We start from the raw sequence: 17,366 nt of genomic DNA on the forward strand, positions 1-17,366 counted from the left end.
CACAGGCTTCATCCGTGGTTTTGGTATTAGTTTGGCGACGATTATCAGATCATAAATGAAGCCTTTTTTCTATCTAAAATATACAGTTACTGCTTAAGAGCCTGTATATGATCCAGGCAAAACTGATGTGGTTAACCGAGAGGTACAGCACAAATGTTGCCGCTCATCAAAAATATCGATTCGCCACACTTGGTGATTGCGGCCAATATGAAGAGGTTTACATACGCCTTTCACTTCACCACTACGAACCGACCTAATATGGTTAGCATTGATTTCCAGCCCAACAACTTTTTTCTCACCTTCGGAACAGAGATACCCAGCTAAAGAACCGAGTGATTCTGCCAGCACAACAGATGCCCCGCCATGCAATAAACCAAATGGCTGACGGGTCCGATGATCAACCGGCATTGTGCCTTCGATATAGTCATCACCGATATGCGTGATTTTTATGCCCAGATGGCCCATCATACATTGGCTATTTACTTGATTTAGGCTATCCAGTCCAATATCACGTTTCCAAATCATGGGATTATCTCCAATAAAGCTTGCAACGGATGCTTAAGTACTTGCCCTTCTATCCGCTTAACCTGACTGCGGCAGGAATAACCGGAGCTTAAACAACGCTCCAATGGTAATTTCCGCAAGGCAGGTTGCCAGGATAACTTATAGATACCAATAGAGTGTTCTATGTTTTTATTTTCATGACCATAGGTTCCAGCCATGCCACAGCAGCCTACACTGATATTATCCAGCTTGCTACCCAACCGATGGAAAATTTTTCCCCATTGTTGACTACTGCCCGGTAGCATAGTCACTTCAGTACAATGTCCAAATAGATACCATTTATCACCGGATTTTTCTTCATGGTCACTTTTCTCTGGTAAGGTATTAATCAACCATTCATGTACAAGCTGAACCTCAAACTTCCCACGCTGTTCTCCCAAAATTTCTTTATATTCGTCCCGGTAGCACAGCACCAGCGCTGGATCGACACCAACCATTGGAATACCCAACTCAGCAACCCGATTCAGAAAATCTGACGTCTTTTTGGCCGTTTTAGCAAAACGAGATAAGAAGCCTTTGATATGTTGTGCTTTACCGTTTGGAGAAAATGGCAGCAATACGGGTTTATATCCCAACTTTTCTACCAAATAGGCAAAATCAGCCACAACTTTAGCATCGTAATAGCTAGTGAACGGGTCCTGAACGATCAACACGTGTTCGTCACGATGGGCCTGTTCCATTTTTTCAAGCTGTTCCAGTGTGGTCGAAAGCGCATAATGACCCGCCAGTTGTTTGGGCAGCGTCGGGCTGGATAACAAGGGTAAATCCACCATGCCGATAGTCCGGCGACTCAATTCTTGTATCCACGGTTGTTTCAGGAAGAAATTAAAGACCCGAGGGATCTTAGCCATTAATGGCGTGCTGCTTTCCGCATTCGCCACGATATGATCACGTAAAGGGCGAAAATAGCGACCGTGATATAACTCAAGAAAACGTGCACGAAATGACGGAACATCAATTTTAATCGGGCACTGTGTTGAGCAAGCTTTGCATGCCAGACAACCCGACATTGCTTCTTTCACTTCGTGAGAAAAGTCATACTCCCCACGCCATGCCTGCCAACTATTGTGAGTCTTCTCAATCAATCCACGCAAACTTGGTCGTTTTTGTTCTAATCCCTGTTTCAGCAGCGTCGGATCCACCCCCTGCTCAGTTAAAAGACGCAGCCATTCACGCACCAATGTCGCACGTCCTTTCGGTGAATGGATACGTTGCTGACTCACTTTCATTGATGGACACATCGGGCTTTTTACATCGAAATTAAAACAGAGCCCATTCCCATTACACTCTATAGCGCCACGAAATGTATTCCTGACATTTATCGGAATTGTCCGGTCATACGTTCCTCGCTTAACAGCATCAACTTTCATCATAGGGGCATCAACCCCCATCGGCGGACAAATTTTACCCGGATTCAAACGGTTATCCGGGTCAAAGGCAGCCTTAATTCGGCGTAATTCTTCATACAAGATGCGACCGAAAAATGCCGGGCTGTATTCAGCACGAAATCCTTTACCATGCTCTCCCCACAACAAACCACCATAACGTGCGGTGAGACTGACAATTTCATCAGAAATCTGTTTCATCAGTATCTCTTGCTGAGGATCGCACATATCCAGCGCCGGTCGAACATGCAGCACCCCCGCATCCACATGACCAAACATACCGTAATTGAGATGATGGCTATCCAATAGCTGCCGGAATTCCGCAATATAATCAGCGAGATACTGTGGCGGCACACACGTATCTTCTACAAAAGGAATGGGTTTCGCCACACCTTTACTGTTACCCAACAAGCCAACTGCTTTCTTGCGCATTGCATAAATACGCTCAATATCAGCTAACTCTCGGCAAATTTGATAACCAATAATCCCAGCTTGCTTGCCATCCATCAGTTCATCAAGGCGCTGACAAAGTGTTTCTACTTGCCGATCTATCAAAGGTTGATCATCGCCACTGAATTCAACAATATTCAACCCCAGCATATCTTTGTTAGGAATATCCGTTATCAATTCCTTAACTGAGTACCAGACAATATCCTCACGCGCCAAATTCAGCACTTTGGAATCCACGGTCTCAACCGATAACGCCTTTGCCTCCACCATAAAAGGCGCATTACGCAGTGCAGAATCAAATGAATCATATTTCACATTTACCAATCGCCTGACTTTTGGCAGCGGGGTAATATCCAAAACCGCTTCGGTAATAAAAGCTAGCGTTCCTTCTGAACCGGCTAAGATACGACCCAAGTCAAATTTCCGCATATCATCACTGAAAACATGGCGCAAATCATAACCAGTCAAAAAGCGATTAAGTTTGGGGAATTTTTCAACGATAAGTTCACGTTGTTCACGACAACGACTAAGCACCGTGTTATAAATGCGACCGGTAACAGAATCCTCTTGCGCAATCGATTCCGCCTGGACTATATCCATCGCGCGGGTGTCAAGTAATTCCCCCCCTAATAGAACTGCCCGTAAGCTAAGAACATGATCAGAAGTTTTACCATAGACTAATGAGCCCTGACCGGATGCGTCAGTATTAATCATGCCGCCCAATGTTGCACGGTTACTGGTTGAAAGCTCCGGTGAAAAGAAATAACCATATAGACGCAAATATTGGTTCAGTTGGTCTTTAATCACCCCCGCTTCAACTCTGACCCAACCTTGCTCCGGGTTAATCTCAAGGATACGATTCATATAACGGGACATATCCACCACAATGCCGTCATTAAGCGCCTGGCCGTTTGTGCCTGTACCACCACCGCGTGGAGTAAATGTCAAAGTCTGATATTCTTTTTCACCTGCGACACGAGCCAGTAAAACCACATCCGCACTGGATCGAGGGAAAACGACAGCCTGTGGTAAGAGTTGATAGATACTGTTATCTGTCGCCATTGTCAGGCGATCGGCATAACTGCTTGCAACATCTCCGGTAAATCCTTGTTCCTTTAATGTATCCAAGAACTTCTGTGCGACCTCACTGACGTGCGGTGCTTGTGATATGCGTGGGATCATTATCGTTTTGACCCTTTTAAAATGAGTGTCCACATGACTATATTTATACTATCTTTGAATCAATGCCTTAATCAGCCGTAACCATTTACTGCCGTTAACTGATTTGTCTGATAAGGCAAGCGTTTACCTTATCATAATATTCACCTATTTTGAGTAACCTATATACCCTATGGATTTCAAGATGCATCGCGACGGCAAGGGAGTGAATCCCCGGGAGCATAGCAAACTATGTGACCGGGGTGAGCGAGTGCAGCCAACAAAGAGGCAACTTGAAAGATAACAGGTATAGATAACATCCTATTTATTCATTATCTTTAGCGCCACTAACTCCCTGAGAGAAATTAACTTATGGACAAATCTCAACCGTATTATGACCTGCCAAAACTATTATTTACTTTAATTTTCCTGTCACTGTTAATTGTTACCAGCTTTTGGGTGATAAAGCCCTTTATCTTCGGTTTTGTCTGGGCCGGTATGGTTGTTATCGCCACTTGGCCATTATTAGAAAAACTACAGAACAGTTTATGGGGTAAACGCTGGATTGCGGTCTCCATCATGACGCTACTGCTAATTCTATTATTTGTGATCCCTATCGCATTACTGGTCAGCAGTTTATTGGAAAACAGCACGCCATTAATCCAGTGGGCTAAATCCCCCTCTCATTTTCAGATACCGACAATGACCTGGCTAAATAGTATTCCTCTGGTTGGCGATAAACTTTACAGCGGCTGGAACTCACTTATTACTGACGGTGGCAATGTTCTGATAGCTAAAGTCCAGCCTTATGTTGGAGAAGCAGCAACCTGGTTCTTTACTCAGGCGGCAAATGCCGGACGTTTCGTATTCCATCTCTGTTTGATGGTGCTATTCAGCGTGCTCTTATATCTAAAAGGCGAACAGGTGACGATGAGTATTCGCCATTTTGCCATTCGCCTGGCAAATAAACGCGGAGATGCCGCCATCCTGTTGGCAGCACAATCCATCCGTGCCGTCGCGCTCGGCGTGGTAGTTACCGCATTGGTTCAAGCCATTATCGGTGGTCTTGGCTTGGCTGTTTCAGGCATTCCTTATGCTACGTTGCTGACAGTACTCATGTTTGTCTGTTGTGTCGCTCAGCTCGGTCCATTACTGATTTTAGTTCCCGCTGTTGCCTGGCTTTATTGGACAGGTGATACAACCTGGGGAACCGTGCTACTGATCTGGAGCTGTATCGTAACGACAATGGATGGATTTCTTCGCCCATTTTTAATCCGTCTGGGCGCAGATTTACCTATGGCGCTGATATTAATAGGCGTTATTGGTGGAATACTCTCATTTGGCATGATTGGCTTATTTATCGGCCCCGTTGTATTAGCCGTTGCTTATCGTTTATTAATCGCATGGATGAATGAAGTCCCAGAACCTGAAAATGATTTAGCCGAAACTGAAAAATATCTGGAACAGAAATTTTCAGAATAAATTTTTATGATAATGAATTCTGACTTATATAGCGAAAGAGTGTTAGCTCTTTCGCTAAAGCATAATTTTAATAAAACTTCTCACTTTTTTGAGGTGCTGATTTATTAAATATCATTATTGTGAATAAATTGTTAAAAAATCGTTAAATTTGGCTCATTTTAGCCGTAAATAATACTAAAATTAGGACAATTCTTAATGAATAAACTATTTAACTAAATTAATATAAGTGGGCTATGAACGAGACGTTTATTTCTCCTTTTGATGGTTCTACTTGTTAGAAACGCCTATATTGCTGTGTGTAGTCCTTGCCTATCACGCCCATGATAGGCTTTTTTTTTCGCTATTTTTATACTTTCCCGTAGAACTATACCCTATGGATTTCGAGATGCATCGCGGCGGCAAGGGAACGAATCCCCGGGAGCATAGATAACTATGTGACCGGGGTGAGAGAGTGCAGCCAACAAAGAGGCAACTTGAAAGATAACGGGTATATAATTAACGACTCAAATTGTTAAAAAGCCCACCATTATTTTGACGGGCCTTTAGTTTCAATTGAGTATTATTCTCAATTAACTCACTTTCGCTAATCCTAACCAAGTTTTTACAACGGTATCTGGATTTAATGACAGGCTATCAATCCCTTCTTCCATCAACCAGTGAGCAAAATCCTGATGGTCTGAAGGCCCCTGACCACAAATTCCCACATACTTGTTTTGACGCTTAGCCGCCTGGATAGCCAATGAGAGCAGAGCTTTGACCGCATCATTACGTTCATCAAATAGCTCAGATACCACCCCAGAATCCCGATCCAAACCAAGCGTCAGTTGAGTCATATCATTAGAACCAATAGAGAAGCCATCAAAATGTTCAAGGAACTGTTCTGCCAGAATTGCGTTGGACGGAATCTCGCACATCATAATGACTTTCAATCCATTTTCACCGCGCTTCAACCCTTGGGATGCCAGTTCAGCAATCACTGCTTCAGCCTGCGCTACCGTACGAACGAACGGGATCATAATTTCAACGTTGGTCAACCCCATATCATTACGTACACGTTTAACGGCGTCACACTCTAATGCAAAACAGCGACGGAAACTGTCAGAAACATAACGCCCTGCACCACGGAAACCTAGCATAGGGTTCTCTTCATCAGGTTCATAAATGTCACCACCAACCAAATTGGCATATTCATTGGATTTAAAATCAGACAAACGGACAATAACCCGTTTCGGCCAGAATGCAGCCGCCAGAGTGGCAATCCCCTCCGTCAAGCGCCCAACATAGAACTCAACCGGATTGTCATAACCTGCCATCAGCGATTTTATCTCGTGCTGCAACTCAGGCGTTTGCTGATCAAACTCCAGTAATGCACGGGGATGCACACCAATCATCCGATTAATAATAAACTCCAAACGAGCAAGACCTACGCCATCATTCGGCAAACGGGCAAAATCAAATGCACGATCGGGATTGCCGACGTTTAGCATAATTTTTACATCAAGCTCCGGTAGCTGATCGACCTGAGAACTTTGTACAGTAAAATTCAGTTGATTCTGATAAACAAAACCCGTATCACCTTCCGCACAGGAAACTGTCACCGACTGATTCTCTTTCAAACGTTCCGTTGCATCACCGCATCCAACAACCGCAGGAATGCCCAATTCACGGGCAATAATCGCTGCGTGACAGGTCCGGCCACCGCGATTAGTCACAATCGCAGCCGCTTTTTTCATAATAGGCTCCCAATCCGGATCGGTCATATCAGTGACCAAAACATCACCCGGTTGGATGCGATCCATTTCATTCAAATTGTGAATAACTTTTACTCGACCCGCACCAATACGATGGCCTATGGCACGTCCTTCCACCAATACCTGACCTTGTTCATTCAGTTGGTAACGCTCCATAACCTGCTGGTTTGAGCGGACAGTCTCAGGACGTGCCTGAACAATGTATAACTTGCCATTATGACCATCTTTAGCCCATTCAATATCCATTGGTCGGCCATAATGTTTTTCAATTAATAACGCCTGACGCGCCAATGCCTCAACTTCTTTATCAGCTAAAGAGAAACGATTACGTTGTGATGCTGGTACATCTTCGATACGTACCTGCTTGCCATGTTCTTTATTGTCAGCATAGATCATATGCAATTTTTTAGAACCCAGATTGCGTCGCACAATTGCTGGCTTCCCCTTATTTAGGGTTGATTTATGAACATAGAACTCATCCGGATTCACAGCGCCCTGAACAACCATCTCACCCAATCCGTAAGCAGAGGTAATAAAAACAACCTGATCAAACCCTGATTCAGTATCAATAGTGAACATCACACCGGAAGAGGCGAGATCAGAACGCACCATACGTTGTATACCCGCTGATAATGCAACCCCCCGATGGTCATACCCCTGATGGACACGATAGGAAATAGCGCGATCATTAAACAATGAAGCAAACACATGTTTGATGGCAACCATCACAGCATCAATGCCTTGCACGTTTAGAAAGGTTTCCTGCTGCCCGGCAAAAGAGGCATCAGGCATATCTTCAGCCGTTGCCGAAGAGCGTACAGCAAAAGAGGCTTCAGGCTCTCCTTCAGACAACTGTTGATAAGCATCCTGAATATCTTTTTCCAGTTGTGACGTAAATGGCGTATCAATCACCCATTGGCGAATTTGGGCACCTGCTTTAGCCAGTTGATTGACATCATTAACATCCGTTTCATCCAGCAAGTCATAAATACGCTGATTGACACCACTTTGTTCCAAGAAATCATTAAATGCCTGTGCTGTCGTGGCAAAACCATTCGGGACAGAAACCCCCAACTCTGACAGGTGAGTGATCATTTCTCCCAGGGAGGCGTTTTTACCACCAACCCGGTCAATATCATGCATACCTAATTGGTTATACCAAAGCACATTACGCGGGGTGAGGTCATTATTGGGCATTAAAACAATCCTTTTAGCATTTGGGTACAAATCGGAAAATTGGCACTGCATAGAGCAGTCACAAATAGACCTTATGGATTTCAAGATGCATCGCGACGGCAAGGGAGCGAATCCCCGGGAGCATAGATAACTCTGTGACCGGGGTGAGTGAGTGCAGCCAACAAAGAGGCAACTTGAAAGATGACGGGTATAGACTAACACAATGTTTTCGCACACATAGAAAGGTGAATCGATCAACCCAACACATTATTTTTTTCTTAGGTATACTTTGCAGAAAATCGACACTCGGTTTCATTTAACTAAACGATTGGAAAGATAAAAGGTCACTGTAAATATCATGGCAAAATTCAGATTAGAAACATCAGCGGAACGTAATGGTCGTAATAGTGTTGAAGGCGTTGAACGCACTGTCTTTTTTATTTCAGATGGTACGGCAATTACCGCAGAAGTATTGGGCCATGCTGTCTTATCACAATTTCCCATCAAAATAACTTCTTATACTCTTCCTTTTGTTGCCAGTGAAACCCGCGCAGAAGAAATAAAGCAACAAATAAATCAGATATATCAGAGTACGCGTATCAGACCTTTAGTTTTCTATTCCATTATCTCTTCTGGAGTGAAAAATATTATTACCAGCAGCGAAGGATTTTGTCAGGACATTGTACAAACACTGGTCGCTCCATTACAGCAAGAAACCGGGTTGGAACCCAAACCCGAACTTAATCGCACTCACGGTCTGACTGAAAAGAATCTCAGCCAGTACGATGCGCGTATAGCGGCGATTGATTATGCCCTGGCACATGATGATGGTATCTCTTTACGCAATCTTGACCAGGCACAGGTTATCCTATTGGGCGTATCCCGCTGTGGGAAAACACCCACTAGCCTCTATTTAGCCATGCAATTTGGTATTCAGGCTGCAAATTATCCTTTTACTGCGGATGATATGGACAATTTACAATTACCTGCGACATTAAAACAATTTCAACATAAGTTATTCGGTTTAACTATAAGCCCTGAACGGCTGGCAGCTATTAGAGAAGAACGTCGAGAAAATAGCCGTTATGCATCATTGAGGCAATGTAGAATAGAAATTTCCGAAGTTGAAGCTTTATTCCGTAAGAATAAGATTAATTATCTTAACACCACCAATTATTCTGTTGAAGAAATCTCAACCAAAATAATCGACATGATGAAGCTAAACCGCCGAATGTTTTAAAAATATATCAATAGGAATAATGGAAAAAAATTTATCATATGACTAACTATATCATTTGTTTAACTTAGTCGTTTTCGTTTATTGTAATTTCAATTATCTATAGATATGCCTGCTAATGTGAAACGAACATTGAGAAAATATATGTACAAAACAGATGGTTTAAGGACTCACCGTGTCGATAGTTTGGTCACACCTCAAACTCTTGCAATTCAATTTCCCGCATCCGAAAAAATCGTCAACAATGTGACGGCGTCACGGAAACGTATTGCCGATATTCTCTGCGGGAATGATCCACGGCTTATGGTAATCATCGGTCCTTGCTCTATTCATGATATTGATGCTGCTTTAGATTATGCTCAGCGACTGAACAGATTGCGTGAAAAATACCAGCACAGACTGGAAATTATTATGCGCACCTATTTTGAGAAACCACGCACCGTGGTGGGCTGGAAAGGTTTAATTTCAGATCCCTATCTCGACGGTTCTTGCCAGGTAAATCGGGGGATTACTTTGGCCCGGAAATTATTGGTTGACGTCAATGAGTTAGGTTTACCTACGGCAACCGAATTTCTGGATATGGTGACCGGCCAATATATTGCCGATCTGATCAGTTGGGGCGCGATCGGAGCCAGAACAACAGAAAGCCAGATTCACCGAGAAATGGCATCCGCCCTCTCCTGTCCAGTTGGCTTTAAAAATGGAACGGATGGCAACATCCGTATCGCCATAGATGCAATCCGCGCAGCCGGTGTCTGCCACACATTTCTCTCGCCAGATAAGCACGGTCAGATGACCATCTATCAAACCGAAGGCAACCCATACGGCCACGTTATTATGCGTGGAGGCAAACAACCTAACTACAGTGCCAAAGATATTGCTACAGCTTGTACTCAACTACGTGAATTTAATTTGCCAGAACATTTAGTTATCGATTTCAGTCATGGTAATTGTCAAAAAATTCATAGACGCCAACTGACTATAGCAAAAGAGGTGGGCCACCAGATTCAAGAGGGTTCTACCGCTATTGTCGGTGTGATGGCTGAAAGTTTTCTGGTTGAAGGCAACCAGCAAGTCATTCAGGGACAACCGCTAAATTACGGTCAATCGATCACCGATCCTTGTCTAAACTGGCAAGATACAGAACAGCTTATTGACATTCTCGCCGAAGCAGTAAGTTACCGTTTCTGAATCCTTATTCTGAGTTAGCCTTTTTCATTCATAAGAGGCTAACTGACAACACATTAATTAAATTTCATTAATGTGTTGATCCTGACCACCAAAATATTACTTGAAGTCACCTCTTTATATAACGATAATAATTCTCACTATGATAATAGTTGGTATTCGCAAAGTGGTTTTATGACTAAAATATGTCACCAACATTCTTGCATTGCACTTAAAAAACAATGCAACACCTATCCTGCTGAAATTGTAGAAATTAGCTACATTGACAGTAAACACCTATTAGGTGAGCTAGGAATTACCAGAATTCTCCACCAAGGAGAATTCTACCAATTGCGCCAAACTAAAGCCGGTAAGCTGATACTAACTAAATAAAATAATAACTCAGCCAGCCACCCAGATCGCGTATCGGGGCAGCCAGCTATATCCATAACTCATAAAATATTATTATGGAGATTCAACTGATGTCTCAATCTGCAAGATCAACACTCAAACTATCAGCATTAAGCTTAGCAATTATCAGTAGTATTCCGGCTGTTCATGCAGCAACAAAATCGCACGATGCCAACAGTGATAAATCATCCCGTGATGTGATAACGGTTTATGCAACAGGTAATGAAAGGGATAGTTTCGAAGCTCCCATGATGGTAACTGTGATAAATAGCAAGTCACCACAAAGTCAGACAGCCGGTAATGCTAACGATCTCATCAAAAAAATACCCGGCATTAATATAGCCGGTACAAACCGTGCTAATGGGCAAGATGTTAGTCTGCGTGGTTATGGTCCAAAAGGTGTTTTGACATTGATTGACGGGATTCGCCAAGGTACCGATACCGGTCATATCAATGGTACGTTTCTGGACCCAGCACTCATTAAACAAGTCGAAGTTGTACGCGGCCCTTCCGCCCTACTCTACGGCAGTGGTGCCTTAGGTGGTGTGATCGCTTATCAAACTGTCGATGCCGCAGATCTTCTGCAAGCGGGTCAAGATCACGGATTCCGCGTTTTTGCCCGCGGGGCAACGGGTGACCATAGTATGGGCTTTGGTGGTGCAACTTTTGCAAAATCAGAATCCCTGGATGGTCTATTTGCCTTCAGTACCCGTGATTCAGGTAACATCCGGCACGGTGGTGGGGTGGTTGGCGATAATGATGAATTTATCAGTAATCTGATGGCAAAAGGCAGTTGGAAAATTGATGATAACCAGTCCCTAAGCAGTCAATTACGCTATTACCGTAATGAGGCTAATCAGCCTAAAAATCCGCAATCTCTTACTAGTAAAAATAATAAACCTGAATCGTGGACTGATCGCACGACAACTCAACGTGACGCCCAATTCAGCTACCAATTAAATCCAGCAGAATATGATTGGTTAAATGCCAAAACTGACCTCTATTATTCCGATATCACTATTGATGCCCGTACTAAGGAGAAGGGTTTCGAAGGCCGTAAACAGAAAACCTATGGCGTAAAATTGGAAAACCGCTCCCGCCTGTGGACAGACAGCCCGCTGGCGCATCAATTGACTTACGGTGGTGAAACTTACAAACAGAAACAGACCCCAGATGGTAATACAAATAGCTTTCCTGACGCGGATATCCGCTTTTATTCCGGCTGGTTACAAGATGAGATAACGCTGCGCGACCTGCCAGTCTCTATTGTCGCGGGTACGCGCTATGACAACTATAAAGGAAACAATTCTAAAGATGAGGCTGTCAGCGCCGATAAATGGTCTTCCAAAGGGGCTATCAGTATCACACCAACTGACTGGTCGATGCTGTTTACCTCTTATGCCCAAGCTTTCCGTGCACCAACAATGGGAGAAATGTATAACGATTCCATGCACTATCCTGGAAACTTCTGGACCCCTAATCCAAATCTCCGCCCAGAAAGCAACGAAACGTGGGAGTCTGGTTTTGGATTACGTTTCAATGATCTACTAGCAGATAACGACGAGCTGAAATTTAAAGCGAGTTACTTTGATACTAAAGCCAAAGATTATATTAAGTCAGATGTAGTCAACCGAGGAAGGAACACAACATCTGTTAATATATCCAGCGCCAAGATCTGGGGATGGGATGCTTCCATAAACTATGAATCCAATCTGTTCTCTTGGGAACTGGCTTACAACCGCACAGAAGGTAAAGATGAAAAAAGCGGTGGATCTCTTGATAATCTCAGCCCAGATACTATCACCAGCATATTGGAAATCCCTATTGCACAAACCGGCTTCTCTGTCGGCTGGGTAGGTCAATTCACCAATCATACTGACTTCAAAGGTAAAGATGCTAGAGGTAGAGATCCTAAACAACAGGCAGGTTATGGCGTTAATGATTTCTATGTCAGCTATCAAGGTGAAGGAATGCTCAAAGGTGTGACTACTACGGCAGTTTTAGGTAATGCTTTTGATAAAGAATACTACTCACCACAGGGAACACCGCAGGATGGTCGCAATGCCAAACTGTTCGTCAGTTACCAGTGGTAATTAAATAAATGTATTTCAAGGAGTTAAATTGTGAATTCTTCACTTTATGAACGTTATCTACAAGCCAAATCTGATAACAAAGCCAAATATGCCCGTGATCTGGCAGCCTATCTGAATGTCAGTGAAGGCGAATTATTACATAGCCGCGTTGGTATCGATGCCAAACGCCTTAATGTTGACGCCCCAACTTTACTGGAAGAGTTAGCTGTTGTTGGTGAAATTAAAGCGATCACCCGCAATGATTTTGCTGTTCATGAACACATTGGCCGGTATGAAAATACCCATTTCAGCAGCCACGCAGGGCTGGTCCTGAACCCTCGTGAACTCGACTTGCGGATATTCTTTGGGCACTGGAGTAGTGTATTTTATCTGGTTGAACCCGCAAAAAATGGTATGCGCCACAGCATTCAATTTTTTGATCATCAGGGTGACGCATTGCATAAAGTTTATGCAACAGGTAATACGGATATGACAGCCTGGGAAGCACTGATCGAAAAATATCAGACAGAAAACAACCCCACACTGGTCATCAAACCTATAGAAGAAATCACCTATTCAACTCTAACAAATGAACTGAAAGCACAGCTTGATGAAGAATGGCGAGCAATGACTAACGTTCATCAATTCTTCACGTTACTTAAAAACCATAATCTGAGCCGTCAACAGGTTTTCAACGCGGTACATGATGATCTGGCTTACAAGGTGGAAAATTCCGCACTGAATGAACTTATCAACACCGCTTATAACGATCAGAATGAAATCATGATCTTCGTCAGCAATCATGGTTGCGTACAAATTTTCACCGGAAAGCTGGAACGCCTGATGCCCCATCAGGAAGAAAACTCAGATCAGAAATGGATTAATATCTTTAACCGCAATTTCACACTACATTTAATAGAGAGTGCTATTGCTGAAAGCTGGGTAACCCGCAAACCAACAGAGGATGGTTTTGTCACCAGCCTTGAGCTATTTGATGCTAATGGCGATCAGATTGCTCAACTGTTTGGTCAGCGTACAGAAGGCACTCCTGAACAAACTCAGTGGCGTGAGCAAGTGGCTGCTCTGCCAAAACTGCAATCAATACAGGAAGAGCGTGTAGCATGAAACAATGGCTTCTGACATTTGTCCTTGCGGTATCGTTCAGTGCTTTTTCCACTGAACGGATCGTCACTATCGGTGGCGATGTATCTGAAATTGTTTTTGCACTTGGTGAAGGTGATAAAGTTGTCGCCAGAGACAGCACCAGCCAGAAACCAACCGAATTGCTTACCTTACCCGATGTCGGCTATATGAGAATGCTTAACCCTGAAGGTATTCTCTCTATGAATCCGACACTGGTGCTAACCAGTGAGTTGGCAAAACCTTCACTGGCACTTAAGCAGCTCCAGGATTCTGGTGTGGAAGTAATTCAGATAACCGGAAAAGCAGCGTTAGAAGCCGTTCCTGAAAAAATTAAGACCGTCGCTAAGGCGGTCAATCAGACTGAACGTGGTGCACAACTGATTCAACAATATCAAAAAGCACTGGCAGAAATACCAACCACCACCTTGCCGACCCGTATTCTGTTTGTGATGAGTCACGGCGGTATCATGCCAATGGCTGCCGGCCAAAAAACCGCAGCGGACAAAATGATTCGCGCTGTTGGTGCCACTAATGCCATGCAAGGTTTCAACAATTACCGCCCACTTTCCCAGGAAGGTGTTATTGCCAGCGCACCCGATCTGTTATTGGTGACGGAGGATGGTATTAAATCAATGGGCGGTTTGGATAAAATCTGGCAATTACCCGGATTGAAACACACCCCTGCCGGCCAAAAACAACGGGTTTTAATTGTAGATGATATGGGGCTACTCGGTTTTGGCCTCGAAACCCCCTCAGTGATGAAACAACTCAGACAGGCGGCGGAGAAGACTCAATGAGCCGTATGAAGTCTCCGGGTTTGGGCTTGGCGTTTCTTTGTTTGTTACTGTCCGGGTTGGCTATTGGTTCTGCTAATCTTGGCGCATTATCATTATCTTTCAAGACATTATGGGAATCTTCCATCAGTGAACCCCAGTGGCAAATCTGGCTGAATATCAGATTACCAAGAGTGCTATTAGCCATACTGGTTGGCTGTGCTTTAGCAACTTCCGGGGCTGTAATGCAAGGGTTATTTCGCAATCCACTCGCTGATCCTGGCCTGCTAGGTATCAGCAGTGGAGCCGCATTGATGGTGGCAATGGCAATTGTTCTGCCCGTTAGCTTGCCATCTGTCATTGCTGTGTACGGACATATTATCGCCGCTTTTATTGGCAGCCTGTTAATTTCATTACTGATTTTTTCACTCAATAAATATAACTACGGAAATTTGGCCCGCTTATTACTCGCCGGGATTGCTATCAATGCCCTTTGTATGTCTGCTATTGGTGTCCTGAGCTATATCAGTGACGATCAACAGCTACGACAATTCTCCTTATGGATGATGGGTTCACTTAGCCAGGTAGAGTGGCCGACGTTGGCTATTACAGCTTCTTTAATTATTCCCGCTATTATCCTAACGTTCATCCAGGCCCGTAAACTGAATCTACTGCAATTAGGAGATGAAGAGGCCCACTATCTTGGTATAAATGTCCAACGCACTAAATTCCAGTTATTACTACTCAGCGCCCTGCTGATTGGCAGCGCTGTTGCATTAAGTGGTGTTATTGGATTTGTTGGGCTAGTTGTCCCACATCTGATCAGAATGCGATTTGGTGGTGATCATAATTGGCTACTTCCCGGTGCTGCTTTAGGCGGAGCTTCTCTTCTGCTTACCGCAGATACACTGGCAAGAACATTAGTTTCACCAGCAGAAATACCCGTTGGCCTAATTACTGGTTTAATCGGCGGTCCATATTTTCTATGGTTGATACTCAAACAACCGGGGAGCCGCACATAATGGATGCCATAAAAAATAATATTTCTCTGCAAGCGCAGAATTTAAGCTATTCAATTGGCAACCAAAAAATTATTGATAATGTTTCGCTCTCGGTAAATAAAGGCGAGATTGTCGCCATCATTGGGCCAAATGGCGCGGGGAAATCCACATTATTGCGGCTATTAACGGGATATATAAAACCTGAGCATGGACAATGTTATTTACATGGAATACCTATTGAGCAATGGCCAGCTGAACAATTAGCCCGCACTCGTGCCGTCATGCGTCAACATAGCTCACTCTCCTTCCCTTTCAGTGTGGAAGAAGTGGTCGCTATGGGGCGCTCTCCTCATGGTATTCATCACAAACAGACAGCCATTGATACCGTTATTGAACAAACGGATTGCCAAGCGTTACGTCACCGCGACTACCGGCAACTCTCCGGTGGTGAGCAGCAAAGAGTACAACTCGCTCGTGTCCTTGCCCAACTTTGGCATCCAACCCCAATAGAATGCTGTTTGTTTCTTGACGAACCCACATCAGCCTTGGATCTCTACCATCAGCAACACACTTTGCGTCTGCTTTACCGACTGACACGGGAGCAACCTATGGCTATGTGCTGTGTTCTACATGATTTAAATCTTGCTGCTCTCTATGCAGATAAAATCTTTCTATTACATAAAGGGAAGTTAGTCGCTGCGGGTACACCAGAAGAAGTACTGAATGATCATACTCTGAGAAAATGGTATCAAGCAGATCTTGGCATTACCCGCCATCCTGAGACTCAACAACCTCAGATTTATTTGAGGCAGTAACAGTAAATTTGACAGGCAAATTATTTCAATCGCTTGCCTGTCTTACTCTTTACTTACGAAATTTTATTGCATCAGGCAAATACCAAAAAGTTGAAATCAAACACAAGCAATAACCCAGAAGTTCGCACCCTTCCTCAACCATATTTTTTGCTGTTCGATCAAAATGTTCGAGCATCAAACCTTTCCATAATTCTCCCATACCAAACAAACGGGAAAAAACGAGTACACACAAAATACCTGCAACCATCATGCTGTAACTTTGATGGCGCGTAAAATGAACAAGCCCAACCAACGTATCCCTACCGTTATAAGCAGAGTAAAAAATACAAATTAGTGCTAACGGAATAGCAATCCACGCCCAGGCACCATGAAATATTTCATCAAATATAGCATCCAGCTCTCTTATCAATAAACAAGCAAAAAAACCTGATATCAAAACTAATGCAGGACGTAATTGACTATTCTTTTTTGCTTCCAGCAGAAATACAGCAGAAATAACAAACAGTATACTCTCCTGAGCAATTTCAGTTAATGAGTTCTCCTTCACTGCATTCTGCAAATAGATAACATCAATAAAGAGTAAACCTATAACCGTGGCTAAAATCAGAGCATAAAAAACAAAAAATGCCAACTTTTTAGTTAAAAAAGCCAAGTCCGATTGCATTACAACCTCCATTAAATTAAATGACGAACGATGATACTGTTTTAAGTAAATTAGTGAAGATCATTTGATGCTACTTATTATTAAAACAAAGGAAATTTGCATAAATGATAATAATTA

At 43.4% G+C, this 17,366-nt stretch carries 13 protein-coding genes; 9 read left to right on the top strand and 4 right to left on the bottom strand.

Features of this window, described 5'->3' with window-relative positions:
• Positions 1 to 93: 93 nt before the first annotated feature.
• On the bottom strand, positions 94 to 525 hold the full coding sequence (gene menI / locus SLS51_RS03115) for a 1,4-dihydroxy-2-naphthoyl-CoA hydrolase (RefSeq protein WP_323835421.1): 432 nt from the start codon (positions 523 to 525) through the stop codon (positions 94 to 96).
• Positions 522 to 3,581, bottom strand: coding sequence for a D-2-hydroxyglutarate dehydrogenase YdiJ (gene ydiJ / locus SLS51_RS03120; protein WP_323835423.1), 3,060 nt, complete (start codon positions 3,579 to 3,581; stop codon positions 522 to 524). Before ydiJ ends, menI begins: the two co-directional genes overlap by 4 nt.
• A gap of 348 nt (positions 3,582 to 3,929) precedes the next feature.
• Here ydiJ and ydiK point away from each other — a divergent pair, with 348 nt between their 5' ends.
• Positions 3,930 to 5,039 (top strand): AI-2E family transporter YdiK, encoded by a 1,110-nt coding sequence (ydiK, locus tag SLS51_RS03125; protein WP_323835425.1) that lies wholly within the window; start codon positions 3,930 to 3,932, stop codon positions 5,037 to 5,039.
• Positions 5,040 to 5,608: 569 nt separating this feature from the next.
• Here the strand turns inward: ydiK and ppsA are convergent.
• Positions 5,609 to 7,987, bottom strand: coding sequence for a phosphoenolpyruvate synthase (gene ppsA / locus SLS51_RS03135; protein WP_323835427.1), 2,379 nt, complete (start codon positions 7,985 to 7,987; stop codon positions 5,609 to 5,611).
• A gap of 337 nt (positions 7,988 to 8,324) precedes the next feature.
• Between ppsA and ppsR the strand changes: the two genes are divergently transcribed.
• The 8 genes from ppsR to SLS51_RS03175 all read left to right on the top strand — a co-directional run bounded on the left by ppsR (position 8,325) and on the right by SLS51_RS03175 (position 16,585).
• Positions 8,325 to 9,206: a posphoenolpyruvate synthetase regulatory kinase/phosphorylase PpsR gene (gene ppsR / locus SLS51_RS03140; protein ID WP_323835429.1), complete on the top strand. Its 882-nt coding sequence runs from the start codon at positions 8,325 to 8,327 to the stop codon at positions 9,204 to 9,206.
• A gap of 141 nt (positions 9,207 to 9,347) precedes the next feature.
• Positions 9,348 to 10,394, top strand: coding sequence for a 3-deoxy-7-phosphoheptulonate synthase (locus SLS51_RS03145; RefSeq protein ID WP_323835431.1), 1,047 nt, complete (start codon positions 9,348 to 9,350; stop codon positions 10,392 to 10,394).
• A 201-nt stretch (positions 10,395 to 10,595) separates the two neighbouring features.
• Positions 10,596 to 10,763 carry a hemin uptake protein HemP gene (gene hemP / locus SLS51_RS03150; protein WP_439126842.1) on the top strand — a complete coding sequence of 56 codons (168 nt, stop codon included), beginning with the start codon at positions 10,596 to 10,598 and terminating at the stop codon, positions 10,761 to 10,763.
• Positions 10,764 to 10,852: 89 nt separating this feature from the next.
• Positions 10,853 to 12,874: a TonB-dependent hemoglobin/transferrin/lactoferrin family receptor gene (locus SLS51_RS03155; protein ID WP_323835435.1), complete on the top strand. Its 2,022-nt coding sequence runs from the start codon at positions 10,853 to 10,855 to the stop codon at positions 12,872 to 12,874.
• Between the two features lie 30 nt (positions 12,875 to 12,904).
• Positions 12,905 to 13,978 (top strand): hemin-degrading factor, encoded by a 1,074-nt coding sequence (locus tag SLS51_RS03160; protein ID WP_323835437.1) that lies wholly within the window; start codon positions 12,905 to 12,907, stop codon positions 13,976 to 13,978.
• Positions 13,975 to 14,793 (top strand): heme/hemin ABC transporter substrate-binding protein, encoded by an 819-nt coding sequence (locus tag SLS51_RS03165; protein WP_323835439.1) that lies wholly within the window; start codon positions 13,975 to 13,977, stop codon positions 14,791 to 14,793. Before SLS51_RS03160 ends, SLS51_RS03165 begins: the two co-directional genes overlap by 4 nt.
• On the top strand, positions 14,790 to 15,791 hold the full coding sequence (locus SLS51_RS03170) for a FecCD family ABC transporter permease (RefSeq protein ID WP_323835441.1): 1,002 nt from the start codon (positions 14,790 to 14,792) through the stop codon (positions 15,789 to 15,791). The genes SLS51_RS03165 and SLS51_RS03170 overlap by 4 nt, the downstream gene beginning before the upstream one ends.
• A complete protein-coding gene (locus SLS51_RS03175) occupies positions 15,791 to 16,585 on the top strand; it encodes a heme ABC transporter ATP-binding protein (protein WP_323835443.1) in 795 nt (264 codons plus the stop codon). The genes SLS51_RS03170 and SLS51_RS03175 overlap by 1 nt, the downstream gene beginning before the upstream one ends.
• 49 nt (positions 16,586 to 16,634) lie before the next feature.
• On the opposite strand, the gene SLS51_RS03180 is transcribed toward SLS51_RS03175, so the two are convergent.
• Complete coding sequence (locus tag SLS51_RS03180; protein ID WP_323835445.1) at positions 16,635 to 17,249, bottom strand: hypothetical protein; 615 nt, start codon at positions 17,247 to 17,249, stop codon at positions 16,635 to 16,637.
• Positions 17,250 to 17,366 lie beyond the last annotated feature (117 nt).

Source organism: Photorhabdus africana, assembly GCF_035181445.1.
Taxonomy (GTDB): Bacteria; Pseudomonadota; Gammaproteobacteria; order Enterobacterales; family Enterobacteriaceae; genus Photorhabdus; species Photorhabdus laumondii.